Below are 26,177 nucleotides of genomic sequence, written 5' to 3' on the forward strand. Positions count from 1 at the left end.
GATGTTCGGCAGGACGCGAGCGTTCTCGGGGTTCTCGGTCGACGACACCGACCGGGCCAGGCGGTTCTACGGCGAGACGCTGGGTCTGGAGGTCACCGACGTCGGGGGCGGCATGCTGCGGCTGGAGCTGGCCGGGGGCGGCCAGGTGCTGATCTATCCGAAGCCCGATCACGAGCCCGCGACGTACACCATCCTGAACTTCCCGGTGACGCACCTGGAGGCCGCGATGGGGGAGCTGCGGGAACGCGGCGTCGCGTTCGAGCAGTACGACACCGCCGACCTGAAGACCGACGGCACCGGTGTGTCCGATGCGGACACCGGCCCGCGGATCGCCTGGTTCCGGGACCCGGCGGGCAACATCCTGTCCGTGCTCGAAGAGGACTGACCGACCCCTGGCGCGGCCCCGGCGCGGGCCACTACGGTGACGGCCCAGGACGTGTCCGCGTGCGGCAGACGGGGGAAGCGCATGGCCCGGCGTTCGATCGTGGGCGGGCTCGTCCTCGCGCTGCTGTTGCCGCTGGCCGCGTGTACGGGCGGCGGCAGCCGGGGCGACGGCGCGCAGGTCGCGCTGTCACCCGAGCAGACCGCCGCCGCACTGGCCTCGCCCGATCCGGCGCAGCGCCGCCGCGGTGCCTGGTCGCTGCTGGCCAACCTGGGCGTCGCGGTCTACACGCCGACGGGGGAGCAGGTGCTCGCCGGGGTCCGGCCGGGCGCCGACGGGGTGTACGTGCTGGACTCGCAGGTCGAGACGCTGGCCGAGATGGCGGGCACGGCCCGTGAGCCGATGCTGGCGTTCACCGGGCGGCTGTCGGCGCTGGGCGTGCGGCGGGAGCCAGCCGCGCTGCTGGAGCTGTACCGGACGGCGTACTGGCAGGGGCGGACGTGGTGGCTGGTGCGGCTGCTGCAGGCCCGCAAGGTGGACTTCTCCGGCGACGGCGAGCTCGGGCCGTCGGTGGACGCGCTGTCGGAGTGGCTGATGCTGCTGGACGCGTTCGTGATCCCGGACGCGGGGGCGCGGGTGCCCGCGCGCGCGCCGATGGGCTCCGGGCAGCGGCCCGCGCCGGACACGGCCGGGTGGGGGCTGGCGTACGCCGCCGGTGGCCGGGAGCTGTCCCTGGGCAGTGCGCCCGCGACGGCGTACGCCCAGGCGTTGTTGTCCTGGCAGGACGTGCGGATCAGGCTGTCGCCGCAGACCGCGCGCCTGACCCAGGGTCCGGGCGGGCCCGGTGACGCCGTGGACGTGGTCGCCACCGTGGACGTGGTCCAGGGCGCGCCGAAGTTCGGGGCGCGGCCGCTGCTGACGGCGGACGCCGCCCCCGGCGTGGTGGACCTGGCCTGGTTGCCGCCCGCGCAGCTGGCCGGGCACGTGGAGCTGGGCGACGGCGGATTCGCACCGCGGCGCGTGGTGACCGACGCGGCGGGCCGGGCGACGCTGCGGATGCGGGCGACGGCCGATCCGGGCGCGCCGGCCGATCCCGAGCGGGCGGTGACCGGGGTGCTGCAGGCCGTGCCGACGGACAACCTGCGGCTGTTCCGGGCGGCCTTCTCCGGCGCGCCGGAAGCGCTGGCCGACTTCCTCGCGCCGATGCCGCGGACCGTGGGGCGGCTTCCGGTGACCGTCGCCTGGCACGGCAGGGAGGACTGCGCGACGTTCACCGACGGCGAGTGGAGCGGCACCGCGACGGTGTCGGGCGCGGTGCGGGTGGGCGGCGCGACGGTGCGGCCGGTCGGCGGCCAGGTCACCTTCCGCCTGGTCGTCTCGGGCGGCAACGTGATCGACGGCGAGGTGGGTCAGGTCGTCGAGCTGTCCGGCGGCCGGGTCACGGCGACGCTGGACGGCACGGCCCGACCGGCGGGCGGCCCGGCCGCCGCGACGTTCGCCCACACCGGGGGCACCCTGGAGTGGGCCGTCGGCGACCGTCCGGTCACGACGGCGAAGCTGGCGGTCGAGGGGCGGTTCACGCCGCGGGCCGGTGACTGCGCGACGCTGTCGGGTGACCTGGCGCTGTCGGTCCGTGGCACGCGGGTGGCCGACGGCATCGCCGGATCCCTCACCGCGCAGTTCACGGCCACCAGCGCGGGCTGAGGCGCACACGGCCCGCCCGACCGGTAACATCCGATGTGGACGGCGTTCGAACGTGTGTTCTAAAACACACACCGTGTATTTGTCGACTACTGGTTGACACCAAAGTGATGCATCTATATATCCTGCTAGTGCGCGGATAACCAGTGGTTTGATTGGCGGCCTTCGGGCAAACCGCTGGTTGTGCCGGTGTGCTCCACCACGTCCCGAACCGGGTGCGGGCCCGGACCGGGCGACCGCCGGCTCCGCGTTGCTCACCACTGCGATGACGGAGGCGCGACATGTCAGACAGTCCCGGAGCGACCACCACGGTCAGCAGCGCATACGACCTCATCGGCGGCGCGCCGTCGGTGCGCGAGGCGGTTGACCGGCTCTACACCTACCTGCTCGCCGACGAGCAGCTCGCCGACTACTTCGACGGGATCGACCTGCCCAAACTCAAGGGCCACATGGTCATGCTGCTCACCCACGTGCTCGGCGGCCCCACCGGCTACCCGGTGGAGAACCTCGGCCCCGCGCACGCCCGGCTGAACATCAGCGTGGCGCACTACGAGCGCGTCGCACAGTACGCCGCCGGAGTGCTGTTCGAACTGCACGCCCCGATGGACGTCATCCTCCAGGTGGGACAGGTGCTGGCCAGTGTGCAGCCCCTGATCGTCGCCGCACCGGCGGCGGCCTGAGGATGGACGCCCACCGCCTGCAGCGCAGCTTCGCCGTCGTGACCGCGCACGGCGACCGAGCCGCCCAGCACTTCTACGCCTTCCTGTTCGTGGCGTATCCCGAGCTGCGCGACCTGTTCCCGGTGTCCATGGCCGGCCAGCGGGACCGGCTGCTGCAGGCGCTCGGGCACGTCGTGTCGCACGTCGACCGGCTCGACCAGGCCACGCCCTACATCGAGGGCCTGGGCCGCGACCACCGCCGGTTCTCGGTGGTCGCGGCGCACTACACACAGGTCGGGCAGGCCCTGCTCGCCACCCTGGAGCACTTCCTGGGCGACGAGTGGACCGACGACCTGGCCGCGTCGTGGTCGGCGGCGTACGACCTCGTGTCGGGCACCATGCTGCGGGCGGCCGAGCACGCCGCCCGCAGCCAGCCCGCCTGGTGGACCGCGGAGGTGCTCGAACACGAACGCCGCGGCCCGAACCTGGCGGTGTTCACCGTGCGCCCCGACATGCCGCTGACCTACCGTCCCGGACAGTCGGTGAGCGTCGAATGCCCGCTGCGGCCACGGGTCTGGCGCTTCCTGTCCCCGGCCAACACCCCGCGCGCCGACGGCACCATCGAATTCCACGTCCGCGCCCAGCCCGGCGGCGAACTCAGCCCCGCCCTGGTCCACCAGCTGCGCGAGGGCGACCAGGTGCGGCTGGGCGCGCCGGTCGGCAGGCGGCTCACCCTCACCCCGGGCGGCGGGCGCGACCTGCTGCTGATCGCCGCCGGCACCGGACTGGCCCCGCTGCGGGCCCTGGTCGAGCAGGTCGAGGTCGAGACCGCCGCGGGCGTGCCGCCCCGGTCCGTGCAGCTGTTCGCGGGCGCGCGAAACGTCGGCGACCTCTACGACCTGCCGACCCTGCGCGGCCTGGAGGCCGCGCACCGCTGGCTGAGCGTGCTCGCCGTGACACCGGAGGAGCGCGGCGGCGACGACGTGCTCGGCGCGGCGCTGCGCACCTTCCGGTTGCCCGAGCGCGAGGTGTACGTGTGCGGCCCGCCCGCCCTGGTCGGGCAGGCCCGCGGCGCGCTCGCCGCGGCGGGAGTGCCCGTCGCGCAGATCCATCTGGAGGACAACGACGGCGGGACCTACCTGCCGTCCCCGGCGCCCGCGGCGAGCACCGCCGCGGCCCGATGACCTGACACAGGGGGAGCAGTGACCACAGTCAGCGCGTACGAGCAGCCGGACCTGCGCAAGCGGGTGCCGCACACGCCCGAGTCGATCGTCCGCCACCACCTGCCCGACGCCAGTGGACGGCGGCGCGGCTACGACAAGGAGGCCGTCGACCGGCTGCGGCGCACCCTGGCCGAGGACGTCGACGCGCTCAACGCCTACATCGTCGCCCAGCAGGCCGAACTGGACCGGGTCAAGCGGCTCGGCGACCGGCTGCAGCCCGTCGACCCGGCGGTACGGGCCCGGCAGGTCGCCGCCGAGGCGGTCACCCTGACCGCCCGCGCCCAGGCTCAGGCCGACACCGTGATCGCCGCCGCGCAGCAGCAGAGCCGCCTGATCGTGGAGAGCGCGGAGAAGCAGGCCACCCACATCCTGGACGCCGCCCGCCGCGACGCGGACCGGGCCGCGGCCAGCTACCGTGCGTCGGCCGGGGGCGCGTACAGCCCCGACCTGGAACGCCAGGCACGCGACGTGGCCATGCTGGCGACCTGCCTGCGCTCGCTGGAGGCGGCCCGGTCGAACCTGCCCGCGATCGAGGCCCAGTTCGACGCGGTGATCATGGCGTTCGCGCACCAGCTCCAGCACCTGACGCCGTCACCCGACTGAGCGACACACCGCCGCTGTCGTCGTGTCCAAAATGGAGTGAACATGACCGGCCCGGCCTGCCCGTCAGATGATGTCCAGATGCGCGCGCGACCTGTGCTGCCCCTGTTCGCCCAGCGCTACAACCGGCTGCTGGACGCGATCCAGCCCGGCGGCGTACGCCACACCGACGAGATGGTCGCGCGCGCCGTCGACGTGTCCGCGCAGTACATCGGCATGCTGCGCACCGGCAAGCGCACCAATCCGGGTCACGAGCTGGTCGGCCGGATCGCCGCGTACTTCGGCGTGGACGTGGCCTACTTCCTCGACCCCGAGCGGGCCGCGCTCGTCGACCGGGAGCTGGAACTGCTCGGCGCGCTGCGCGACACCAAGGTGCGCCGCCTGCTGCACCGGATGACCGGCCTGTCCCCGGCGAGCCTGGACCTCGCGGCCGAGGTCGTCGAGCGGCTGCGCGTGATGGAGGGCATCGGCGACGACCAGTAAACGAACGGTAACCTCCTGGTGGGACACTGGGCCCGCGCCGGACCACCGGCGCGACGGCAGTGATTGAGGCGGTCACGTGGCGGATCACACGGTGCGCCGGCCCTCCGTCCCGCTGGGGCTGACGGCGAACCTGACGATCGGCGCGGGCGTACACGTGCTCGCGCTGCTCGTCTACGGGACGCTCTCGCTACTGCGGCTGGAGGGCTGCGACAGGGCCGACGGCCTGGCCGCGGGCTGGGCGCTGGCGGTGCTGCTCGACCTGCTGCTGGGCGGCATCCTGCTGGCCGGTGCGCTGCGCCGTACGGACGGCAGGCGGTGGGCCGTGCTGGCGGGCTGGGCGCTGAGCCTGGTGCCGTTCGCGGCGCTGGCCGGTGTGGGGATGAACTACCTGGCGACCCTGCCCGGCGGCTGCGCCTAGCGCCCGCGACCGGGAACGCACCGGCGCGGCAGCCGTGGTCGTCACCGCCCTTGCTGACGGCACCGACCGCACGGCCGCGCTGACCGATGGAATGCTCCACCTGCCGGCGACGTGAATACCATGGTTGAAGGGCACCCGGCGGCGGTACGCGGTTGACGCGACCGGTTTGCGGGAAGTGGACAGCTGGCTGGACCACTTCCGCCGGTTCTGGAACCAGCGCCTGGACACGCTGGGCACCGAACTCGCCCGGGGCCGCCGCGAACGCCGCCCGAGTGAACGATCCGACGAGGAGAAACCCGATGCAGGACATCACCGAGCAGCTTGAGGCGATCCGGCGCGAGGTCGCCCGGCGCGGCGGCGACTCCGGCGAGACCGTTGCCGTGCTGGTCAGGCGCACCTACCAGGCTGACGCCGCCGACGTCTGGGACGCGATCACCAACCCCGACCGCCTGCCGCGCTGGTTCGCGCCCGTCAGCGGCGACTTCCGCGAGGGCGGCAGCTTCCAGGTGGAGAACATGGCCTCCGGCGAGATCCTCCAGTGCCGCCCGCCGAAGCTGCTGCGCATGACCTACGGCGGCCCCACCAGCATCGTCGAGGTGCGCCTGGCCGCGTCCGGCGCGGACGCCACCGACCTGGAGGTCGAGCACACCGTGCCGGTCGCGATGGCGGGCAGCGGCGCGGGCGCCCTCTACGTCGGCCCCGGTTGGGACCAGGGCCTGCTCATGCTCGCCCGCCACCTTGCCGGCGACACCACCGAAGACCCCCTCGCCGACCAGAACTCCCTGCCCGGCCAGGAGTTCTCCCGCCGCTCGATCCAGGCCTGGGCCGATGCCATCCGCGCCTCCGGCACCGCCACCGAGGACGAGATCAACGCCTCCGTGACCGCCGCCGCCACCCACTTCGCCCCCGACCTCTGACGCTTCACCGTTCACGCCGGTCAAGGCCTTCGGGACAGGTCGAGCCAGTAGTCGGTGGCTTCCAGCCAGATCAGGCGGGTAGGGCCCGCATCGGCTAGCACCCAGACCTGGGGGTCCCGCAGGGCGCGCAGCGCCGCCGGGGTCATCGGATCGCCGCACTGCCAGCCGTCGCGGTAGTACGGCTCGCGTACCGCGATCCAGCCGCGCTCGACCACGTCGGCGACGATGTCGGCGAAGCGCGGCACGAGAGCGAGCCGATCGCCGTACGTCAGTGTCGAAGGCTGGTGCCCGCGGCCGACGGGCAGCCGGTTGGCGAGCAGGTCCCACTCGCCGATCACGTGGCGCAGCTCGCCCTCCTCGGCGGCGACGTGCATGACGGCCACTTGCTCCAACGTGAGTTCCTCCCACACTGTCACCGGGTCATGCTGACATCCGGCAGTCGGTCCCGCTCGCCCCGCCCGAATCGCAATAGACGCTGGCCTATCTAGATGACTTTTTGAAGATTAAATTCATCTAGATAGGCCAGCGTCTATGGTGGGGGTGGTGGGTGGGGCGGGTCACGGGGTGGATGGTCGGTGCTAAGCGGGGCGAGGTGCGACCAAGGCTGCTGTTCCGAGCAAACCGGGATCGATGTATCGGTGTCCACAACGGAGATTTCCAGAACGAGTCCGCTCCGCTACGCTCCAGAGGATCCGTCCGGAGAGCGCTCTCTCTGACATCGCACTTTCCTTGTCACGCCTACCTCGCATAGGCGGAGAGCGCTGTCACCGTGCGGTCCCAGTCCCAGCAGAGAGGACCTGCACTCCATGATGAGCACGAGTCCCGGCGGTGTCGGCACGGCACCGTCCCCGGGCCGCCGCGCCGTACGCCGGAAGGTGTCGTTCGGTCTGACGGCGGCACTCGCCGCCGCAGTGGTGGTCGTCGGCTCCACCGGCCCCGCCGCCGCGGCGACCGCACCGTCCGCGGCCGCGCCGAACTTCGGCGCGAACGTCACCGTCTTCGACCCGAGCATGCCGGTCAGCCAGATCCAGGCGACCCTGGACGCGGTGCACACGGCACAGGTCGACGCGGAGATGGCCCCCAACCGGTACGCGTTCCTGTTCAAGCCGGGCACCTACGGCACCGCCGAGCAGCCGCTGCAGGTGAAGGTGGGCTACTACACCGAGATCGCCGGTCTCGGCGCGTCGCCGACCGACGTGGTGATCAACGGCAAGGTCGAGGTCTACAACCGCTGCCTGGCCGACGGCGGCACCAGCAACTGCCTCGCGCTGGTCAACTTCTGGCGGACCCTGTCCAACCTGACGATCAACGTCAACTCGGCGGGGCAGGACGGCTGCCGCGGCTCGGCGAACTTCTGGGGGGTGTCGCAGGCGGTCTCCATGCGCCGGCTCAACATCACCGGGGCGAACCTGTCGCTGATGGACTACTGCACCGCCGGTCCGCAGTACGCCAGTGGCGGTTTCATCGCCGACTCGAAGCTGCCGTTCGTGGTCAGCGGGTCGCAGCAGCAGTGGCTGACCCGTAACAGCCAGGTCGACGGCTGGTCCAACGGCGTGTGGAACCAGGTGTTCAGCGGTGTGGTCGGCGCCCCGACCGACGAGGCGTTCCCGAACCCGCCGTACACCACGCTGGCCACCACCCCGGTCAGCCGGGAGAAGCCGTACCTGTTCGTGGACGCGCAGGGTAAGTACCAGGTGCGCGTGCCGTCGGCGCGGTTCGACACCAGCGGCGTCTCCTGGGCCGACGGGATGACCCCGGGCCGCACCGTGCCGCTGAGCGACTTCTACGTCGCCAAGCCGGGCGACTCGGTCACGAAGATCAACGTCGCGCTCGCGCTCGGCAAGCACCTGCTGCTGACGCCGGGCGTGTACGACATCGCCCGCAGCATCGAGGTCTGGCGCCCCGACACCGTGGTGCTGGGCCTGGGCCAGGCGACGCTGACCGCCGTCAACGGGTCGGTGCCGCTCGACGTCGCCGACGTGCCCGGCGTCATCATCGCGGGCGTCACCATCGACGCCGGCCTGAAGGAGTCGCCGGTGCTGCTGCGCGTCGGCCGCAAGTTCAACCTGCTGCGCTGGTCGAACCCGAACAACCCGACCACCCTGTCGGACGTGTACTTCCGCGTCGGCGGCCCGCACATCGGCAAGACCGACACCGCGCTGCAGGTCAACAGCAACAACGTGCTCATCGACCACACCTGGGTGTGGCGCGGCGACCACGGCGTGGAGGGCTTCACCGACACCGAGCGGTGGAACACCAACACCGGCCGGTACGGCGCTGTCATCAACGGTGACGACGTCAACGCCAACGGGCTGTTCGTCGAGCACTTCCAGAAGTACAACACCGTCTGGAACGGCGAGCGCGGCCGCACCATCCTGTACCAGAACGAGCTGCCCTACGACCCGCCGACGCAGGCCGACTGGATGAACGGCGACGTCGAAGGCTATGCGGGTTACAAGGTAGGCGACCACGTGCGCACCCACACCCTCTACGGCGGCGGCGTGTACGTGTTCAACCAGAACAACCCGTCCATCCACACCGAGAACGGCTTCGAGGTGCCGAACCGGCCCGGTGTGCAGCTGCACCACGTCATGACGGTCAACCTCAGCGCCGGCATCATCGACCACGTGGTCAACGGTCTCGGCGACCCGGCCGACACGACGCGCATCGGCTCGCCGGTGTACGTCAACCAGTACCCGGCTCCGTAACACCGGCACCATCCACCGCGGCCGGCCGGAGCGACAGCTCCGGCCGGCCGCGCGCGCACTAGCATCTGGCGGCATGACGTCGGTGAGTGAGCAGGTGCGGGCCGCGGTGCGGCGGGGCGACCTCGGCTGGCTGACGGGCCACCTCGGCGCGGGCGGCTTCCCGCCGGGCGAGCTGCCGGTCAGCGTGCGTCTCGTATGGCTGCGGGCCGAGATCGCCGACGCGCCGTCGACGGTTCAGGGACAAACCGGGGAACTGCTGTACCAGGCGGTGGCCGGGATCGCCGCCGTCGACACCGACCTGCTGGACGAGCTGATCGGCGAGCTGGTCGCCGGTGGTGACCTGGTGCTGCACCGCGAGGCGCTGCGGCTGGCCCGCGAGGGGCTGCGCGCCGCACTGCTGGCCCCGGCCCGTGCCCGCGAGCACCTCACCGGGCTGCTGGCGTCGCCGAGCGTGGCCGTGCCGGTGCTCCGTGAGCTGGCCGAGCCGTGGGCGGCACTCGCCGCCGTCGGGCCGGAAAGGCTCCGGACGCTGCTGACCGCCGACGCGCCCGAGACCGCCGACGCGGCGATCGCCGTCGCGGCCCGGCACGGACACGGTGACCTCCTCCGGGACGTCGTCGCCGACGAGGCGATGCCGCCCGCGACGCGGCAGCAGGCGATGCGGGCCCTGGGTGAGCTGGCCGCACACGAGGACGTCGGCGCGCTGGCCGCTTACGCCGCCACCGATCCGCTGCTGCTCGCCGCACCCACGATCGCCTGCCTGCGGGCGATGCACCGGCGCGGCCACTTCCCGGCCGCCGCCGACGCCGAAGCGGTCGTGGGGCTGGCGCTCGCCGACCACAGCGTGCCCTCCACCGACGTGGCCACGATCGTGTTCACGTGCCGAGGTGCGGCGTTCGACGCGCTGCTCGCCGCCGAAGCCGCCGACGACTCCTGGCCGCGTCGCTTGGACCTGCTCGTCGACCTCGCCCGCCAGGGCGGCGGTGACCTGCCGGTCGGCGAGGCGATCACCGGCCTGCTCGCCGGGGCCGCGCGTCCCGAGCCGTTGCTGGCCGCGATCCGGGCGCTGCGTCACGTGCCTGCCGAGGCGTCGGTCCTGGAGATGCTGCCCCGCACACCGGGAGCGGCACTGCGCACGCTGGAGGCGATCGGCGGCCCGCGGACGGCGGCCGTGCTGTGGCAGGGACTCGGCCTGCCCGACGGCGACGCCGTCAGTGTCATGGCGCCCCACCTGTGGCCGGTCCGCGACCAGGCCCTGGAGCTGCTGTGGCATCTCGTCGACGATCCCCGCCGCCGTACCGTGATCGTGTCCCGGCTCAACCCCCGCGACGTGCCGCGCCGCATCGCGGCCGACCTCGGCGCGCCCGACCGCCGGGAGCTGGCCCTGCTCGCCGCCGGGTTCGCCGAGGACGACCCGGTGCAGGCGCTGCTCAGCCTGGCCCGGCAGGGCGACACGGCGACCCTGCCGACCATCGCCGACCTGCTGCTGCGGATCGTGGCAGACCTGGCGGCGTCGGGTGAGCCGAGTGGCCCCGCGTCACCGTGGCCGCCCAAGGCGCAGCACCCGGACGTCCCGCCGTCCGGTGAGCCCTCGGTGCCGGACGAGGTCGTGGACGCGATCCAGGCACTCGGCGAACGCCTGCGCGAGCGCGGCAAGCTGCGCCCGTTCTGCCTGCGCGAGGCCGCCGACGCCGCCGAGGCGGGCCGTGCGCTGCTCGCGACGACGGCACTGGACCTGCTCGACCGCCCCGGCCTGTCCGGCGGCGAGCAGGCCGCACTGCTCGTCCTGCTGCGACGGGTGCCGTACGCGGGCACCCGCGCACGGGTGCACCGGCTGCTGCGCCACCGCGACCGCCACGTACGCAAGCACGTGATCGCGCTGCTGGCCGCCGACACCACCGGCGGGGACGCCGAAGCGCTGTCGGCGAGCCTGATCACGCTGGTCACCGCCCCTGACCGGGAGACCGTCCGGCAGGCGCTGCTCGCCCTCGGTCACGTCCGGGCCCACTGGGCGGCACCGGTGATCGCGGCGGCACTGGACCACCCCGTCATGAACATCAAGAAGACCGCCGCGGACGTACTGGTCCACGCCGGCACCCCGGCCACGGTGCCCGAGCTGCTGTTCTGGCTCGGCCGCCACGACAATCCCGGCCTGCGCGCGAGCCTGATCAGGGCGTTGCGAGCGATCCTCGGCGACGCCTACACCGCGACCGTCCTGGCGGCGGCCGAGCAGTCCGACGACGAGCGGAGCCGGGAACTGCTGCTACGCGGCCTGGACGGTGTCCCGTCGGCGCGGGCGGTCGGCGCTCTGGCGCGGCAGGGCTCACCGGTCGCGCCGGTGCTGCTGGCGCTGATCGCCGCACAGCAGGTCAGGCTCGCCTGCGGAACCGTAGGCGACCTGGCGGCGCAGTTCGCGGCACACGGCATCGCGGCACCGGCCGCGCCGCCGCCCGCCGGGCCGTCCGACGAGGACATCGCCACGCTCGTGCGCGACGGCTGGGACACCGCTGCCGCGCTGCGGATCGTGAGCAGCCACACGCGGCAGCCCGAGCACCTGCGCGCACTGGACGAACCGCGCGGCGTCGCGGCGGGCCGGGCACACCGGTCCGCCCAGCTGCGTCCGATGCTGGCCGACTGGCTCCGGCTGGCCGCCGACGAACCGGCCCTACGGCCCGCGACGCTGCGGCTCACCCTGCGGCTCTGCCCCGCCCCGTGGCCGTCCGACGAGCTGAAGCTCTTGGGCCGGTCGGCCCGGACCCTGGTGGCGGCCCTCGCCGATGCCACGGGCGACGACCGGGACGATCTGCTCGCGGTCCTCGAAGCGGTCGCGCCGACGCTGCCACGCACCCAGGCGGTCGACCTGGCGGCCCGGCTGCGCGCGTTGCCGCCCACCGCCGCTGGGAAACGGTCGGCGCTGCCCGTGCTGCGCGGGTGCGGCGCGGTGCTGACCCGCGCCGACGTGGAGCAGGCCCTGGCCGGGGCGCGGCTCGGTGCCGACCCGTGGCGCGGCGAGACCGCCGTGCTGCGCGACGCCTTCGCCATCACCGCCACTCCCGGGACCGGCGAAGCCGCGGCCTGGCGGCGCGGGCTCGAAGCGGCCGTACGCACCACCGAGGCGCTCGGTGCCTTCCGGGCCGGTGACGACGGCACGGTCCCGTCCCGCCACCGGCTCGACGCTCTGATCGACCTGTTTCCCGCCGCGCACCGTGACGCCCGCGACGCGCTGCTGGACTGGATGGAGACCCTCCAGCCGGTCGGCGCACCGCCCTGGACCATCGCCGAGGACGCCCGCCGGCCCGTTCCCGCGCCACGGGCACCGCGCGACGGCGATCTCGACCAGCCACGCTCGGCCGCACAGCGTGACCGCCTGCTCGCGATGCTCGACGGCGCGGACGCGGGCCGCCGCGACACGGCGGCCACGGCACTGCTTACCTGGCCCGAACCCGAGACGGCCCGCGCTGTGCTGCGCGCGTACCTGCGCGGAAGCGTCGACGTCACCGTCCGTGTCGACCTGGCACGGGCCCTGGCCACCATCGATGAGGCCGAACTGCGGACCCTGGCCTCCGGCAGCGACACCGGACGGGAGCGCATCGCCGCTGCGGCTCTCCACCTCGACGCTCCGGACCTGCACCGCCTCATTGCGCTGCTGGTGCACTCGTGGGAGAACGGCGGGCCCGCGACGCGCGCGGCGGCCGCGCAGGCGCTGGGGCGGGTGCCCGACGCCGTCGCCCAGAATCTCGGCGGACGCCTGTACGCCGGAGCCTGGGGTCTTCTCGATCTGATCGCCGGACGGACCCTGCTGCGCACCCCGGCGCTGGTCGAGACGGTCCGGCGGCTGCGGGCCGAGGGGCGTGACGACCTCGCCGACAAGCTGACCCTGGTGGACGGCCCGTTGCGCGAGCCCAGCGCGGCCGCCGACGACGCCGCCCGGCTGGCGGCGCTGCGGGAGCGGCCGACCGTGGAGCCCGCACCGCCCGGACCCGCCGGCCACGAGCTGATCTCGCTGATCCGCACCGGCCGTCCCGAACAGGTCCGCCGGGCGCTGACCCGCCTGGCCGAAGCCCGGGAGGACGACCGCTCCGGCGCGGACCCGGAGTTGGTCGGCCTGCTGGCCGAACTGCTGCATCACCCGGAGACCGGCGTCCGCCTGCACGCGCATCGCATCGGCCGCAGACTCCTGGATCGCCCGACCCACCTGCGCCATACCGCACTGCTGCTCGGCGACCGCGAGCCCGCCGTGGTCCGGTCGGCCGTCGAAGCCCTGGGCCACGCGGGGTATCAGGCGGCGATCCCCGAGATCATCGGCCTGCTGGCACACGCCCATCCCTCGATCCGCACCTCCGCGACTCAGGCTCTGGTCCGGTTCGGGGTTACGGCGACTCCGGCGCTCCGGCACGCGGCCGGGCATGCCCGCCCGGACCGGCGGCACCGCTACGAGACCGTCCTCGCGCAGATCGCGGAGCAGGAGGAACGGGTCGGCTGAGGTCAGGTCAGCACCGGCAGGGCCTCGGTGCCGTGCTGGACGAAGCCCCGCGCGCCGTAGTGGAAACTCAGCGGCGCGGCCGGGTTCAGACGCAGGCGCGGGCAGGCGTCCAGCAGCGCCGTGACGGCCGCGCTGACCTCGATGCGGGCCAGCGGCGCACCGACGCAGTAGTGCGGGCCAAGACCGAAGCCCAGGTGCACGCCGCCCCGCCGGTCCAGCCGGAACGCCGCCGGCTCGGGGTAGACCTGCGCGTCGAAGTGCGCGGCGGCGATGCACACGTACACCATGCTGCCCGCGGCCAGCGGGGTTCCGGCGAGTTCGACGTCGCGCGTCACCAGGCGGTAGAGCCCGGCTGTCGGGTTGGCCCAGCGGAAGGCCTCCTCGATCGCGGCCTCGGTCAGGCTCGCGTCGGCCCGTACCCGCGCGAGCGCGTCGGGGTTGAGCAGCAGCGCGGAGACGGTCGCCGACATCATCTGGATGGTGGTCTCGAACCCGCCGAGCAGCAGGCTGACCACCGCCGTCGTCACCTCGTCCAGGGAGTAGGCGTCCTCGGCCTCGAACGCCCGGATGATCTCGCCGAGCATGTTGTCGCCGCGGTCCACCCGCGCCCGCCGCACCAGCGTGGCGGTGTACTCGCTGAGCTGTGCGAACGCCTGCTGCCCCGGTGCGGCCACGGACTCGTCCATCGGCGAGCCCAGCCACGTGATGATCTCGCGTACCCAGGTCAGGCCCTGGTCGCCCAGGTCGTCGGGGATGCCGAGCAGGGTGAGGAAGACCTCCATCGGATACCGGGCGATGCCCTGCTCGACGAGTTCGACCTCGGCGTCGGCGGGCAGACCGCCGAATACCCGGGCCGCGATCGGCGCGATGGCCTGGGCGTATTTCGCGCTCGCGGCGGCGCTGAAGAAGCGGTTGTGCGCGCGGCGCAGCCGCTGGTGCGGCGGACCGTCGAGGGCGATCATCGCCGCGCTCATCGGGCCCATCCCGTAGAAGCGGGTGCTGAACGTGGCGGTGTCGCGCAGCGCGGCGCTCACGTCCCGGTGCCGCAGCACCAGCGGCGCGTTCATCAGCTCGTCGAACACGATCGGTGCCCGCTCGCCGACCGCCGCCAGGGTGCGCCCCAGTGCGGCCGGTGAGCTGGAACGTCGGGCGAAGGCACTTTCAGCGGCCGGGATCATACATCGATTACAGCCACTGTTTACGGCGAGTGGCCAGTGCGGCGACGCATGCCCGACAGCGGAGCCACCCGCACCGGTGACGGCCGCCGCTCAACCCGCGACCTCGTCACCCGTCACGCCAGTCGTGTGCGCCCGACGACTTCCGGTGAAGATCGTGCCGCCATCGGTTACTCACGCCCCCCACGGCCGCGCCCGTCTGTCTACTGTGGTCGCAAGTCGCGGCGGACACGCCGCCGGGACCGGGACGAAACGGGGTCAACGTGTCCACCCTTCGGATCAACGCCCTCCGCGCGCTCGGCATCGCCGGTGTCGCGCTCGCCACGACACTGGCCGTGCACGAGGTCGCGCTCGCCGACACCGCGCAGACGCCGGTCGGGCAGCTGACCAGCACCCTTGACGGCTGCAACGACCTCGGCGCGCAGGTGTACGTCGCGGTGTCCGGCGGCCAGCCCAACACCGTCTACACCGCGTCGACCGCGTACGGCTTCGACCACGACGACACCTTCACCACCGACGGCAGCGGCAACGGCCTGGGCTACCTGCACAACGCCTGGGCCGACGTCCACCCGACCTGGTCCGGCCAGGCTGTCATCACGGTCGCCGCCAACGGGCAGACCGGCACCGTGACCGTGCAGATCAACTGCCCGGACCCGAAGGGCGAGTAGGCCCGGTGCCCGGACGTCCGCCGGGTCGGCGGGCGTCCGGCCCGGACCGGGTCAGGCCGCGCCGATCAGCGCCCGCAGGACCGCGCAGTGTGTCTCGTACGCCTGCTGTCCCGCCTTGGTGATCCGGTAGGTGGTGCTGCTCCCGCGGCCGTGCCCGTCCTTGGCCGCGCTGACATAGCCTGCCGCCTCAAGGGCGGACATCTGCTTGGACAGGTCCGACTCGGTGAGCTTCAGGTGGTCCTTCAGGAAGCGGAACGACACCGACGGGGCGTTGGCCAGCACCGCCATCGCGGCCAGGCGCTTGGGCACGTGGATGACCGGGTCCAGGCCGTCGATCACCGCAGGCGGTCCCGGGTCCGGGCGGCGGCCGCGGCATAACGCCGCTCGTAGAGGGCCAGGCCGGCGGTCACGAGCACGAACGCGGCACCGGCCGCCGCCGGGACGCCACCGAGCCACCAGACGGCGGCGACGAGCAGGACCGTCATGGGCAGGGCGAGCGCGTAACCGCGCCACAACGCGGAGATCTCGGCGGGCGGGGTGCCCTTGCCGGGCATCGGCAGCGCGCCGTGGCGGCGCTTCATCCAGGTGACGAACAGCAGCTCGGCGGCGATCAGGACCACGAGTGACCCGACGAACAGGACCGCGTTCTCGCGCCACCAGGTGAACGTGCCGATCATCGCGGCGGCCCACGCGCCGACGGCGGGGGCGTACCACCACGGGGTGGCCGGGTAGTCGACGTACGGGGCGGCGGCACCGCGCTCGGCTGCCTTGAGCTGCTCCGCAAGGCTAATACTTTCCATGACGGAAACCATAGGCTAATACTTTCCACTTGTGCAAGTAGAAAGTTTCCGAGCGGCTTGACCTCGCCCCAAGGGCACGCCGCAGACTGGCCGGGTGACACGGGACCACCTGCTGGCGGGGGAGTTCGGGGCGGCGGCGCGGCTGTCGCCCAAAGCGCTGCGCCTTTACGCCGAACAGGGCCTGCTCCCGCCCGCGTGTATCGACCCGGCCACCGGCTACCGCTACTACCGCCCCGACCAGCTGCCTCGTGCCCGCGTGATCGCGCGCCTGCGGCGGCTCGGGCTGCCGCTGGCCCGCATCGCCGTGCTCGCCGACCTGCCGCCGCAGGACCGGGCCCTGGAACTGCGGGGCTGGCTGCACGCCCAGCGCGCCCTGCTCGACGACCGGGCGGCCGTCGTGGAGGCGGTGCAGGGCTCGTCGGTCGACACCGGACTCGCCGACGCCGTGGCGGTGCGGGAGGTGCCCGCGATCAAGGTGCTCGGGCGGCGGCAGCGGATCCACTCCACCGCGCTGGCCGGGTTCACCGCCGCCGCCGAGCGCGACGCCCGCGCCCACCTGCGCGCCTCGGGGCTGGCCGCCGACGGCCACCGGTACGTGTTCTTCGAGGACCTGATCACCCCTGACAGCGACGGGTACGTCGAGGTCGCCCTCGCCTGCACGGGCAGCGTCGAACCCGTCGGCGACCTGCACGTACGCCTCATCCCGGCGCACACCGCCGTCTACCTGCCGGTGCCCGCCTCGTGCGAGGACCTGCCGCTGATCCTGCGCGTCTACGACACCGTCGAGGCCTGGACGGACGCGCGCCCCGGCGTCGTCTGCACCGGCCACCCCTACGAGGTCTATCCGGGCACCGGCACGCGCTTCGACGTCGCGTACCCGGTCACCGTCCCCTGAAGCGAGAGGTTCCCCATGCGCCACCTTCCCTATGTCGGCAGCGGCCCGTACTGCTACGCCAACTCGTTCGCGATGCTGCTCGGCGAGCGGTCGCCGTCGACGGCGGTCATCGAGGTCGCCACCGGCGGGCCGTTCGGCATGCAGCTCATCGGCGGCACGCTGGTCTTCTTCGACGCGTACGGGTGGGATCCCGAGCAGGGGTTCGACCAGGCGCTCGCCGCGATCGGCTGGACGTCGACGGTCAGCAAGGGCGGGGACGCCGACGCGGCGCTGGCCCGGCTGGCGGCGGCCGTCGAGCGCGGGCCGGTGTGGGTCGGGCCGGTCGAGATGGGGCACCTGCGCCACCAGCCCGAGATGAACGGCCCGATCGGGGCCGATCACTTCGTGGTCGCGCTGGACGTGGACGACGAGCGGGTGCTGATCCACGACCCGCACGGGTTCCCGTACGCGCAGGTGCCGGTGGGGGACTTCATGACCGCGTGGCAGGCCGAGACGGTCAGCTACGGGGACCCGTACACGATGCGGACCGACTTCGTGAAGATCGCCGACGTCGCCGACGCCGACGCGATCCGGTCGATCATCCCGGCCGCGATCGCCTGGCTGACGCCCCGCGCCGACATCGCGATGCCGCCGGGCAGCCTAGCCAACGGCGCCGCCGCCGAGAGGGTCGCCGAGCTGGTCGAGGCCGGTGCCGGTGACGGGCTGCGCGAGCACCTGATGTACTTCGCGATCCGGGTCGGCGCGCGCCGCCTCGCCGACACCGCCGACTGCCTGCTGCTGGCCGGCTACGACAAGGCCGCCGGGATCGCCGCGGAGCAGGCCCGCATCGTCGGCTCGCTGCAGCACCCGATCGTCACCAAGGACTTCCCGACGGCGGCGGCCGCGCTACGGCTGCTCGCCCCGACCTACGACGAGCTACGCGAGGCTCTGACGTAGCGGCCGGCGCAGGCGTGCACGGCGCTCCGCCGCCGGTCCGGCGATCTCCCGCCCGTTCCGCGGTCAGGCGGCTGCGGTGGCCTCGCCGAGCGCCTGGTCGAGGATCTCCAGGCCGAGGGCCAGTTCCTGCCGGGTCGCGGTCAGCGGCGGGGCGATGCGGAACGTGCCGCCCATGCCGGGCAGTTGCACCACGTTCAGGTGCAGGCCGAGTTCGAGGCACCGGCGGGTGACCTGCGCGCCCAGCAGGTCCGCGCCCTGCTTGGTCGCGCGGTCGGCGACGAGTTCGAGGCCCTGCATCAGGCCACGGCCGCGTACGTCGCCGACGGCCTCGTGCCGCTGCTGGATGTCGAGCAGCCCGGCGCGCAGGAACGCGCCCAGCTCCTGCGCCCGCAGGTCCAGCCGCTCCTGCTGCAGCACGTCGAGCACCGTGTTGCCGACCGCCGCGACCAGCGGGTCGGACACGTGCGTGGTGTAGAACAGGTAACCGCGCTCGTGGGCCCGCTGCTCGATCTCCTCGCTGGTCACCACGGCCGCCAGCGGCAGGCCCGCGCCGAGCGTCTTGGACAGCGTCAGGATGTCGGGCACGATCCCGTCGCGGCCGAACGCGTACCAGTCGCCGGTGCGGCACAGCCCGGTCTGCGCCTCGTCGACGATGAGCAGCATGCCGCGCTCGCGGCACTTGGCGGCCAGCGCCGCGAAGTAGCCCGGCGGCGGCTCGATGACCCCGCCGGAACTGAGGATCGGCTCGACGATGCAGGCCGCGAGGCTGCCCGACGACTGCGCGTCGACCATCGCGAAACCGTGGTCGAGCTGCCGCCGCCAGTCCAGCTCGCCGTCGGCGGTGGTGAAGTCCGGCCGGTACGGGTTCGGCGTCGGGATCGCGAAGTTGCCCGGCGCGGTCGGGCCGTAGCCCTGGTGGCCCGCGCTGTACGTCGCGGCTGCCGCGGCCCCGGTCATGCCGTGCCACGAGCGCGCGAACGCGACGATCTCGTGCTTGCCGGTGACCAGCTTCGCCATCCGGATCGCGGCCTCGTTGGACTCCGCGCCGGTGGTCAGCAGCAGCACCTTGTCCAACGGCGCGGGCAGCGTCTCGGACAGCCGCCGGGCCAGCTCGACGACCGGGCGCGACAGCATGCCGCTGAACAGGTGGTCGAGACTCGCGATCTCCCGCTGCACCGTCGCCACGATCGCCGGGTGGCAGTGGCCGAGGATCGCGCTCATCTGACCCGACGTGAAGTCGAGGATGCGGCGGCCGTCGGCGGTGAACACGTAGCTGCCCGCCGCGCTCTCGATGATCTCCGGCGTGAACGGGCCGCCGTAGCGCACCAGGTGGCGCTGCGCGTCGGACCAGAACTGCTCGGCGGTGCCCTGCTCGCTCATCAGCGTCATGAGCTTCACGATAGGGATCGCCGCTGTACGCGAAAAGCTCCGATATCCGGCTAGCCTGTGCGGATTATCTGCACAAGGAGCCGCCGTGAACACCGCTCGCCTGGAGATGCTCAGCCTGCTGGACAGCCTCGGCACGGTGCGGGCCGTCGCGGCGGCGCTGCACCTGAGCCCGTCGGCGGTGTCGGCGCAGCTCGCGGTGCTGGAGGCGGAGGCCCACGCCGAGCTGCTGCGGCGGGTCGGTCGCCGGGTGCAGCTCACGGCCGCCGGGCGCACCCTGGCCCGGCACGCCCGCGTCATCCTCGACCAGGTCAAGGCGGCCGAGGCCGAACTGCGCGACCTGTCCGGGCAGCCCGCCGGACCGGTGCGGCTGGCCGCGTTCTCCAGCGCCGTACGCACCCTGGTCATCCCGCTCGCCGCCCGGCTGCGGCAGGCGCATCCGCGCATCGAGCTGGAGATCAGCGAACTCGACCCGCAGGCCGGTCACCCGGCCCTGCGCCGTGGCGACTGCGACATCATCGTGACCGCCGACGTCATCGACGGCTCCACCCCGCTGGACCGCGACGTGCACGCCATCCCGCTGCTCGCCGACGCCGTCGTGCTCGTCACGCCGCAGACCGGCGACGACGGCGGGCCGGTGGACCTGGCCGACTACGCCGAGGCGGCCTGGTCGGTCGACCTGCCCGGCACCTACCTGTCGCGGCTGGTGACCGGCAGCTGCCGGCAGGCCGGTTTCGAACCGCGGGTGGCGGGCCGTTTCGCCAGCTACGAGCTGCTGCTGGCGCACGTCGAGGCGGGACTGTCGGTGTCGCTGCTGCCCGAGCTGGCCGTCGACCGCCGGTACCGGGTCGACGTCCGGCCGCTGCGTGAGCCGCTGACCCGGCAGGTGTACGCGGCCGTGCGCCGTGGGTCGGCGCTGACCGCCGCCGCCCGGATCGTGCTCGACGAGCTGCGTGGGCTGGCCGCGGCACGGGTGCCGGGCTGACCGGCGGTCAGCTGCTCAGGCGCTGGATGAAGGCCACGCTGCCGTCGAAGATCTGCGGCGCGTCGTGGTCGAGGGTCGCCACGTGGTAGCTGTCGTGCAGGACGACCTCCCGCACGTCGGCCGACGAGATGCCCTTCAGGACGATCTCGCTGTTGACGGGCTCCACGACGTGGTCGTCGGCGGAGTGGTAGAGCAGCACCGGCTGGGCGACCTTGGGCAGGTCGGCGCGGACGACGGCCTGGAAGCGGCGCAGCTGCGCGGCCGCCCGCACCGGGGTGCGCGGGTAGGCGCCCTCGTCGACGCCGGGCTTGGCGATGTCGTTGCCGATCGCGGGCACCGACGGCACGACCAGGCCGAGCACGGGCAGCAGCTTGGCGTCCCAGCGCAGCATGGTGACGGCCGGGTTGACCAGCACGATCCCGGCCAGGTCGGGGTGCTGCTGGGCGAGCCGCAGGGCGAGGGTGCCGCCCATGGACAGGCCGACGGCGTACACCGACGAGCAGTGCTGCCGCAGGTCGGTGAGCGCGCGCTCGACCTCGCCGTACCAGTCCTGCCAAGTGGTGCGGTTGGCGTCGCGCCAGGTGGTGCCGTGGCCGGGCAGCAGCGGCAGGCGCACCGACCAGCCCTGCGCGGCCAGGTGCCGGGCCCAGGGCCGCATGCTGTGCGGCGAACCGGTGAAGCCGTGGCAGACCACGACGCCGATGCCGTCGTCGCCGTCGTGGTGCAGGGGAGCGTGGTCGATGGCGTTGTCCATGAGGGCTCCCGGTCGCGGCATCAGTGACGGCCCGTATGTGACGGGTGCCGCCATACTGCCACGCCCTGGCGCTCGGGGGCAGGGGCTGCGGCCGCCCCGCTAGCGATAGACGCTGGCCTATCCGGATGACTTTTTCGTGATCGAAGTCATCCGGATAGGCCAGCGTCATTGCCGGGCGGGTCGGGCGGGTGGGTGGGGCGGGTTGGTGGGTTGGTGGGGGTGGGTGGTGTTCAGCCGGAGGCGGAGGGTAGGGGAGCCAGGGGGGTGGCGGGTCCGGGTGGGCCGGTCGACGGGGTCGGTGGCACCACGGCGGCGTTGCCGGGCATGGTCGGGCTGGCGGCCAGGCAGGCCGGCTTGGGGTCGCAGTCGTCGTCCGGTTTCGGCTTCTTGGACGGTTCGACGCCGTCACCCACGCCCTCGACCTCGCCGAGCTTGCCGTTGGTGCCGGTGGCCAGGGGTTCCAGCTTCAGTTTCATGTCCGCATGGGCCTGGTTCATGAAGCCCTGCCAGATGTCGGCGGGCAGGCCGACGCTGGTGATGTTGCCGCCGCCCAGGGCCTTGGGCCGGTAGATCGGGTCCGAGGCGTTCTTGACGTTGCCGACCCAGATGGCGGTGGCGATCTGGGGGGTGTAGCCGACGGTCCATACGTTGGAGTGGGCCTTGTCCTGGACCTTGCTCTCCCAGGTGCCGGTCTTCGCGGCGGCTTCACGGCCCCCGGCCAGCGCGTGGTAGTAGGACTTGGGCAGCTGTTTGAGCATGCCGGTGACCTCGTCGGCGACCTCCTGCCGGATGCGCCGCTCGGCCCGGCTGACCTCGCCGGTGTTGGGCACCAGCGCGTACTTGCCGGTCCGCTCGTCCTTCTTCTCGACCTTGAGCACGACGTGCGGCTTGTTGTAGACGCCGTGGTTGGCGAAGGTCGCCATGCCGGTGGCGTGGTCGAGCACGGTGACGGGGTACTGCCCGAAGCCGACCTGGTAGTCGAAGGAGGCCCGGCTCGTGTCGGTCTCGGGTTTGGTCAGGTCGCGGGCCTTGCCGTCGCTCAGCGCCCACATGGTGTCGATCCCGGCGGCGTGCGCCATGGCGACGACGTTCTTCGGCTCGATCTTCTTAGCGATCTTGAAGAAGGGCACGTTCAGTGACATCCGGGTGACGTCCATCAGGGTGCACTTGCGCTTGCACTTGAGGCTGCCGGCCTCGCGCCCGGCGTTCTCCACCTCGTACGGGCACAGCTGGTACTTGTCGCAGTTGCGCTTCTTGCCGGTGGCCACGATCGGCGTCGGGTCCCAGGTGGACCTGAGCGAGATGCCCGCGTCGATGGCGGCGGCGAGGGTGTAGACCTTGAACGACGACGCCGGCGGGTGCCCGCCGTCCTCCCAGATCGTGCCCTCGTTGATCTTCCCGGCGTAGTCGATGCCGGTGCCGTCCGCGCCGCCGTAGTAGGCCAGCACCCGGCCGTTGCGCGGGTCGATGGCGACCCCGGCGGCGATCACGTTCTTCGGATAACCCTTGATCTTGGTGTACGCCCCGTCGACCTTGGGGTCGACCGCCTTGACGACGTCGTTGACGCACTCCTTCTCGTCGCCCTTGCCCTCGCACGTCTCCTTCCACTCGAACGTGCGGAACAGCTGCGCCTCCAGCGCCCGCTGCGCCTTGGAGTTGATCGTCGTGGTGATCCGGTAGCCCTTGTTGCGCCAGTCCGTGATGCCCCAGGCGGCCATCTCCCGCTCGACGTACTTGTTGATCACGAAGCCGGTGCCGGTGCCCTGGATGCCCGTCTCCCCGGAGCGCGCGGAGTACTTGCGCAGCGTCTTGTCCGGATACACCATGGCAGCGCGTTTGGCCTGGTCGAGGCGTCCCATCTCGACCATGTTGTCGAGCACGTAGTTCCAGCGGATCTTGGCCGCCTCGGGGCTGAGGTGCGGGTCGTAGCCCTTGGTGCCGTCGTAGTCGTTGGGCTCGGGCTGCTTGAGCACCGCGCCGAGCACCGCCGCCTGCTCGACCGTGAGCTGGGCGGCCGACCTGTTGAAGTAGGCCTTGGCCGCCGCGCCGACGCCGCTGGAGCCGCGGCCGAACCAGACGGTGTTGACGTAGAAGCCGAGGATCTCGTCCTTGGAGTGCTCCTCCTCCAGCCGCCGCGCCATCACCGCCTCGCGCAGCTTGCGCGCGTAGGTGACCTCCAGGTCCTTGGCCGCGTTGCGGGCGTACTGCTGGGTGATGGTCGACGCGCCCTGGGTCTCGCCGCCGGTCAGGTTGTTCCAGGCGGCGCGGGCCACGCCCCACAGGTCGATGCCGTGGTGGTTGAAGAAGTTCTTGTCCTCGCCCGCGATGAGGGCGACCTTCACCTCGTCGGACAGGGACGCCATGGAGACGATCTCGCGGTTCTCGCCGCCGAGCTTGGCGATCTGCACGCCGTCGGCCGAGTAGACGAACGTGTTCTCGTTCGGGCTGAAGTCGGCGGGCTCGGGCACCGAGTCGTAGAGGTAGGCGACGCCGACCAGGCCGCCACCGGCGAGCATGACGACGACCGCCACAGCGGCCAGCACGATGCTGCGCCACTTCCACCGGCCTAGCCTGATCTTGCGTTTGGGGCGTTTGCCGCCGCCGTGGGGCGCTTCGCGCCCGGGGGGCAGCGTGTTGACGCGGGTCGTGCTGCTGGCGGCCGGTCGGCCGGGTCCGCCGACGCTCGCGCGGCCCGGGGCGATCCGGCCGCTGCCGCCGGTCCGGCCGGTGGCGGACGGCACCGTGGCGCGTCCGGCGACGGGGCGCAGCGGTGCGGGGCCGGTCGGCGCGGGGCCGCCACTGCGACCAGCCCGGACGCTGCCGGGGGCGGTCGGGCCGGCGCTGGGGCCGGGCTGCTTGGTGGGGCCGTCGGACGGTGCCGCAGCGCCGGTCGAGCCGGGTGCCGGGGGCGAGGTCATGGTGCGAACCCTTCCGGTCGGGGAGTTGCTGGATGCGGGAACAGGGGGGAGGGCTCCGCGGCCGGTGGGCCGGTGCGGGCGCGGCGGTCCGCCGCGTGGTTCGCGCGTGCGGCCTCGCTCAGCCCCCGGAAAGCCGTTCTCATGGGCGGCGAGGGCGACCTCCGCGCGAAGGCCACTCCACGCCCGACATCCTGCCCCACAAATCGGGTTAAGTCCGGCAAGACACCACGTGCGTGACACCCTCATGGCGTACGCGAAAGCGGCGATCCGCCGTCTGTTCGGCGGTGACCTGCGCTTACGCAAGATCTGGACTTGACGGTCCAGTTTTGTCGACCTAGGTTGGACTAAGCGGTCCAATCCTGGGCCGCCACGCGAACAAGAAGGACGGCAGCTGTGAACGACTACTACCTGCTCGGCAGGTCCGGCCTGCGGGTGAGCCGGCTGGCGCTCGGCACGATGAACTTCGGCACCGGCGGCTTCCACGCGGCCTACGGCAAGAGCGAGAGCGAGGCCGAACCCATCCTCCGCCGCTACCTCGACGGGGGCGGGAACTTCATCGACACGGCGGACTTTTACACCGCGGGCGAGAGCGAGACCATCCTCGGCCGGTTGATCGCCGCCGCCGGGGTCCGCGACCGGGTCGTGCTGACCAGCAAGTTCACCAACACCGTCGACCCGGGCGACCCGAACGCCGCGGGCAACGGCCGCAAGCACATCATCCGGGCCCTGGACGCGTCGCTGCGCCGCCTGGGCACCGACTACCTCGACCTCTACCTGCTGCACACCTGGGACCGGATCACCCCGGTCGAGGAGGTCGTGCGCACCTTCGACGACCTGGTCCGCGCCGGGAAGATCCGCTACGCGGGCCTGTCCGACGTGCCCGCCTGGTACGCCGCCCGCGCGCAGAGCCTCGCCGAGGCTCACGCGATGACCCCGATGATCAGCCTCCAGCTCCCGTACTCGCTGGTCAACCGGGGTATCGAGGCCGAGTATCCGGCGATGGCGCAGACGCTGGGCATCGGGTTGACCGCCTGGAGCCCGATCGGCGGCGGCCTGCTGACCGGCAAGTACCGCCGCACCGGGGACGCACTGGCGGGCCAGGGGCGGCTGGGCGGCGTCGCGGTCGCCGAGCGCGACTGGGCCGTCATCGAGGCCCTGGAAAAGGTCGCCGCCGAACTCGGGCGCAGCATGGCCCAGGTCGCGGTCAACTGGGTGGCCACCCAGCCCGCCGTCGGCTCGGTGATCATCGGGGCGAGCAGTGCCGATCAGCTCGACGCGAACCTCGCGGCGCTCGACTTCACCATCCCGGCCGAGCTGCGCGAACGCCTCGAACAGGCCGGAGCTCCGGAGCCGGGCGGGCCGTACGCGATGTTCACGCCGCAGTACCAGTCCTGGATCGTCAGCCCCGGTCTCGGTATCGGCGACAAGCCCGCCGGATACGCCCCGCCGGTCTGGAACGGCGCGCCCTCCGCCTGACCGGTAGGGACGAGCCGAGATACCCATGCGCGGTCCAGACCGGAACGGTTTTGCTCAGTGGTCCCCTTGAGCTGGGTTGCGACGGGAACTAGTATCACAGTTGTCAATGTATCGATGTTTGGTCGATGCTGCCGGGATGGGCCGCGCCGATGCGGTGGGCACGTTCACCCGGCCGTGGACAGAACGCCGACGTAACGGTGGGTGATCGGGCGTCCGCTGCGACGCTGGAATCGCGGCGGCGGGTCCGGTGGCCGGCGCGGCGGGGACGGAAGCAGGACGGGGGACGGGGCATGGGTGGCCTGTGGGTGGGTGTCGGCTGGTTCGGCCTGGCGCGGCGGCGCGTGGCCGACAACACGGTCGTGTTCGCGGTACGCCGCGACTGGCCGGACTGGCGTACGCACGAGTTCGTCGCGCCCCGGCTCACGCTGGCCGAGGCCGAACGCGCCGCGCAGGCCGAGCACGCCTACTGGCGGCGCGGGCCCGCCCGGCCAACGGTGAGCGTGGTCCGGATCAGCGCCAACGACCTGCGCATCCACCGGAACCGCCGCGACTGCAAGGCCCCCGACTGCGCCGTCGGCGCATCGGACCGCGCTCCCCGGCCCTCCTAGCG

At 72.6% G+C, this 26,177-nt stretch carries 23 protein-coding genes; 16 read left to right on the forward strand and 7 right to left on the reverse strand.

All coding sequences use genetic code 11. The features are described 5' to 3' along the window. Position 1 precedes the first annotated feature (1 nt). The 8 genes from HAV40_RS22880 to HAV40_RS38945 all read left to right on the forward strand — a co-directional run bounded on the left by HAV40_RS22880 (position 2) and on the right by HAV40_RS38945 (position 6,383). Positions 2-385: a VOC family protein gene (locus HAV40_RS22880; protein ID WP_166384515.1), complete on the forward strand. Its 384-nt coding sequence runs from the start codon at positions 2-4 to the stop codon at positions 383-385. Positions 386-466: 81 nt separating this feature from the next. Next, positions 467-2,086, forward strand: a complete 1,620-nt coding sequence (locus HAV40_RS22885) for a hypothetical protein (RefSeq protein ID WP_166384517.1) — start codon at positions 467-469, stop codon at positions 2,084-2,086. A gap of 278 nt (positions 2,087-2,364) precedes the next feature. Further along, positions 2,365-2,763 carry a group I truncated hemoglobin gene (locus HAV40_RS22890; protein WP_166384519.1) on the forward strand — a complete coding sequence of 133 codons (399 nt, stop codon included), beginning with the start codon at positions 2,365-2,367 and terminating at the stop codon, positions 2,761-2,763. A gap of 2 nt (positions 2,764-2,765) precedes the next feature. Next, positions 2,766-3,926 carry a globin domain-containing protein gene (locus HAV40_RS22895; RefSeq protein ID WP_166384521.1) on the forward strand — a complete coding sequence of 387 codons (1,161 nt, stop codon included), beginning with the start codon at positions 2,766-2,768 and terminating at the stop codon, positions 3,924-3,926. A gap of 18 nt (positions 3,927-3,944) precedes the next feature. After that, on the forward strand, positions 3,945-4,568 hold the full coding sequence (locus HAV40_RS22900) for a DivIVA domain-containing protein (RefSeq protein WP_166384523.1): 624 nt from the start codon (positions 3,945-3,947) through the stop codon (positions 4,566-4,568). A 78-nt stretch (positions 4,569-4,646) separates the two neighbouring features. Then, the gene (locus HAV40_RS22905) at positions 4,647-5,048 is read left to right on the forward strand and encodes a helix-turn-helix domain-containing protein (protein ID WP_166384525.1); all 402 of its coding nucleotides are present in this window, start codon (positions 4,647-4,649) and stop codon (positions 5,046-5,048) included. A 91-nt stretch (positions 5,049-5,139) separates the two neighbouring features. After that, on the forward strand, positions 5,140-5,466 hold the full coding sequence (locus tag HAV40_RS22910; protein WP_166384527.1) for a hypothetical protein: 327 nt from the start codon (positions 5,140-5,142) through the stop codon (positions 5,464-5,466). Positions 5,467-5,765: 299 nt separating this feature from the next. After that, the gene (locus HAV40_RS38945) at positions 5,766-6,383 is read left to right on the forward strand and encodes an SRPBCC family protein (protein ID WP_166384529.1); all 618 of its coding nucleotides are present in this window, start codon (positions 5,766-5,768) and stop codon (positions 6,381-6,383) included. Positions 6,384-6,403: 20 nt separating this feature from the next. Here HAV40_RS38945 and HAV40_RS22920 read toward each other — a convergent pair whose 3' ends face one another. Next, complete coding sequence (locus HAV40_RS22920) at positions 6,404-6,775, reverse strand: hypothetical protein (protein WP_166384531.1); 372 nt, start codon at positions 6,773-6,775, stop codon at positions 6,404-6,406. Between the two features lie 417 nt (positions 6,776-7,192). On the opposite strand from HAV40_RS22920, the gene HAV40_RS22925 reads away from it, so the two are divergent. Beyond that, positions 7,193-9,091: an adenylyl cyclase gene (locus HAV40_RS22925; RefSeq protein WP_166384533.1), complete on the forward strand. Its 1,899-nt coding sequence runs from the start codon at positions 7,193-7,195 to the stop codon at positions 9,089-9,091. Between the two features lie 73 nt (positions 9,092-9,164). Beyond that, a complete protein-coding gene (locus HAV40_RS22930) occupies positions 9,165-13,574 on the forward strand; it encodes a HEAT repeat domain-containing protein (protein WP_166384535.1) in 4,410 nt (1,469 codons plus the stop codon). Positions 13,575-13,576: 2 nt separating this feature from the next. Here HAV40_RS22930 and HAV40_RS22935 read toward each other — a convergent pair whose 3' ends face one another. Then, a complete protein-coding gene (locus HAV40_RS22935) occupies positions 13,577-14,752 on the reverse strand; it encodes a cytochrome P450 (protein WP_166384537.1) in 1,176 nt (391 codons plus the stop codon). A 260-nt stretch (positions 14,753-15,012) separates the two neighbouring features. On the opposite strand from HAV40_RS22935, the gene HAV40_RS22940 reads away from it, so the two are divergent. Then, on the forward strand, positions 15,013-15,417 hold the full coding sequence (locus HAV40_RS22940) for a hypothetical protein (RefSeq protein ID WP_166384539.1): 405 nt from the start codon (positions 15,013-15,015) through the stop codon (positions 15,415-15,417). 51 nt (positions 15,418-15,468) lie between these two features. Here HAV40_RS22940 and HAV40_RS22945 read toward each other — a convergent pair whose 3' ends face one another. Next, on the reverse strand, positions 15,469-15,756 hold the full coding sequence (locus HAV40_RS22945; RefSeq protein WP_166384541.1) for a transcriptional regulator: 288 nt from the start codon (positions 15,754-15,756) through the stop codon (positions 15,469-15,471). After that, positions 15,753-16,217 (reverse strand): hypothetical protein, encoded by a 465-nt coding sequence (locus HAV40_RS22950; RefSeq protein WP_166384543.1) that lies wholly within the window; start codon positions 16,215-16,217, stop codon positions 15,753-15,755. The genes HAV40_RS22945 and HAV40_RS22950 overlap by 4 nt, the downstream gene beginning before the upstream one ends. A gap of 94 nt (positions 16,218-16,311) precedes the next feature. Here HAV40_RS22950 and HAV40_RS22955 point away from each other — a divergent pair, with 94 nt between their 5' ends. Both HAV40_RS22955 and HAV40_RS22960 read left to right on the forward strand, forming a co-directional pair. Continuing rightward, positions 16,312-17,112: a MerR family transcriptional regulator gene (locus HAV40_RS22955; RefSeq protein WP_166384545.1), complete on the forward strand. Its 801-nt coding sequence runs from the start codon at positions 16,312-16,314 to the stop codon at positions 17,110-17,112. Between the two features lie 15 nt (positions 17,113-17,127). Continuing rightward, positions 17,128-18,048: a hypothetical protein gene (locus HAV40_RS22960; RefSeq protein WP_166384547.1), complete on the forward strand. Its 921-nt coding sequence runs from the start codon at positions 17,128-17,130 to the stop codon at positions 18,046-18,048. 63 nt (positions 18,049-18,111) lie between these two features. Here the strand turns inward: HAV40_RS22960 and HAV40_RS22965 are convergent, their stop codons facing one another. Then, positions 18,112-19,437, reverse strand: coding sequence for an aspartate aminotransferase family protein (locus HAV40_RS22965; protein WP_239087049.1), 1,326 nt, complete (start codon positions 19,435-19,437; stop codon positions 18,112-18,114). 85 nt (positions 19,438-19,522) lie between these two features. On the opposite strand from HAV40_RS22965, the gene HAV40_RS22970 reads away from it, so the two are divergent. Further along, positions 19,523-20,419 (forward strand): LysR substrate-binding domain-containing protein, encoded by an 897-nt coding sequence (locus HAV40_RS22970; RefSeq protein ID WP_239087048.1) that lies wholly within the window; start codon positions 19,523-19,525, stop codon positions 20,417-20,419. Positions 20,420-20,426: 7 nt separating this feature from the next. Here HAV40_RS22970 and HAV40_RS22975 read toward each other — a convergent pair whose 3' ends face one another. Together HAV40_RS22975 and HAV40_RS22980 are read right to left on the reverse strand one after the other, a co-directional pair. Then, positions 20,427-21,173, reverse strand: coding sequence for an alpha/beta hydrolase (locus HAV40_RS22975; RefSeq protein ID WP_166384551.1), 747 nt, complete (start codon positions 21,171-21,173; stop codon positions 20,427-20,429). 230 nt (positions 21,174-21,403) lie between these two features. Further along, positions 21,404-24,091 carry a transglycosylase domain-containing protein gene (locus HAV40_RS22980; protein ID WP_166384553.1) on the reverse strand — a complete coding sequence of 896 codons (2,688 nt, stop codon included), beginning with the start codon at positions 24,089-24,091 and terminating at the stop codon, positions 21,404-21,406. A gap of 393 nt (positions 24,092-24,484) precedes the next feature. Between HAV40_RS22980 and HAV40_RS22985 the strand changes: the two genes are divergently transcribed. Further along, positions 24,485-25,567, forward strand: coding sequence for an aldo/keto reductase (locus tag HAV40_RS22985; RefSeq protein WP_239087047.1), 1,083 nt, complete (start codon positions 24,485-24,487; stop codon positions 25,565-25,567). Positions 25,568-25,857: 290 nt separating this feature from the next. Further along, positions 25,858-26,175: a hypothetical protein gene (locus HAV40_RS22990; RefSeq protein WP_166384555.1), complete on the forward strand. Its 318-nt coding sequence runs from the start codon at positions 25,858-25,860 to the stop codon at positions 26,173-26,175. Positions 26,176-26,177: the final 2 nt, after the last annotated feature.

Origin of the sequence: Catellatospora methionotrophica (genome assembly GCF_011297335.1) — a bacterium.
Classification (GTDB): Bacteria; Actinomycetota; Actinomycetes; order Mycobacteriales; family Micromonosporaceae; genus Catellatospora; species Catellatospora methionotrophica.

Bases quoted from the DNA above. Each gene is read 5' to 3' on its own strand.
- HAV40_RS22880 (WP_166384515.1), top strand. From the start codon at position 2: ATGTTCGGCAGGACGCGAGCGTTCTCGGGGTTCTCGGTCGACGACACC.
- HAV40_RS22885 (WP_166384517.1), top strand. From the start codon at position 467: ATGGCCCGGCGTTCGATCGTGGGCGGGCTCGTCCTCGCGCTGCTGTTG.
- HAV40_RS22890 (WP_166384519.1), top strand. From the start codon at position 2,365: ATGTCAGACAGTCCCGGAGCGACCACCACGGTCAGCAGCGCATACGAC.
- HAV40_RS22895 (WP_166384521.1), top strand. From the start codon at position 2,766: ATGGACGCCCACCGCCTGCAGCGCAGCTTCGCCGTCGTGACCGCGCAC.
- HAV40_RS22905 (WP_166384525.1), top strand. From the start codon at position 4,647: ATGCGCGCGCGACCTGTGCTGCCCCTGTTCGCCCAGCGCTACAACCGG.
- HAV40_RS38945 (WP_166384529.1), top strand. From the start codon at position 5,766: ATGCAGGACATCACCGAGCAGCTTGAGGCGATCCGGCGCGAGGTCGCC.
- HAV40_RS22925 (WP_166384533.1), top strand. From the start codon at position 7,193: ATGAGCACGAGTCCCGGCGGTGTCGGCACGGCACCGTCCCCGGGCCGC.
- HAV40_RS22930 (WP_166384535.1), top strand. From the start codon at position 9,165: ATGACGTCGGTGAGTGAGCAGGTGCGGGCCGCGGTGCGGCGGGGCGAC.
- HAV40_RS22935 (WP_166384537.1), bottom strand. From the start codon at position 14,752: ATGATCCCGGCCGCTGAAAGTGCCTTCGCCCGACGTTCCAGCTCACCG.
- HAV40_RS22950 (WP_166384543.1), bottom strand. From the start codon at position 16,217: ATGGAAAGTATTAGCCTTGCGGAGCAGCTCAAGGCAGCCGAGCGCGGT.
- HAV40_RS22960 (WP_166384547.1), top strand. From the start codon at position 17,128: ATGCGCCACCTTCCCTATGTCGGCAGCGGCCCGTACTGCTACGCCAAC.
- HAV40_RS22965 (WP_239087049.1), bottom strand. From the start codon at position 19,437: ATGACGCTGATGAGCGAGCAGGGCACCGCCGAGCAGTTCTGGTCCGAC.
- HAV40_RS22975 (WP_166384551.1), bottom strand. From the start codon at position 21,173: ATGGACAACGCCATCGACCACGCTCCCCTGCACCACGACGGCGACGAC.
- HAV40_RS22980 (WP_166384553.1), bottom strand. From the start codon at position 24,091: ATGACCTCGCCCCCGGCACCCGGCTCGACCGGCGCTGCGGCACCGTCC.
- HAV40_RS22990 (WP_166384555.1), top strand. From the start codon at position 25,858: ATGGGTGGCCTGTGGGTGGGTGTCGGCTGGTTCGGCCTGGCGCGGCGG.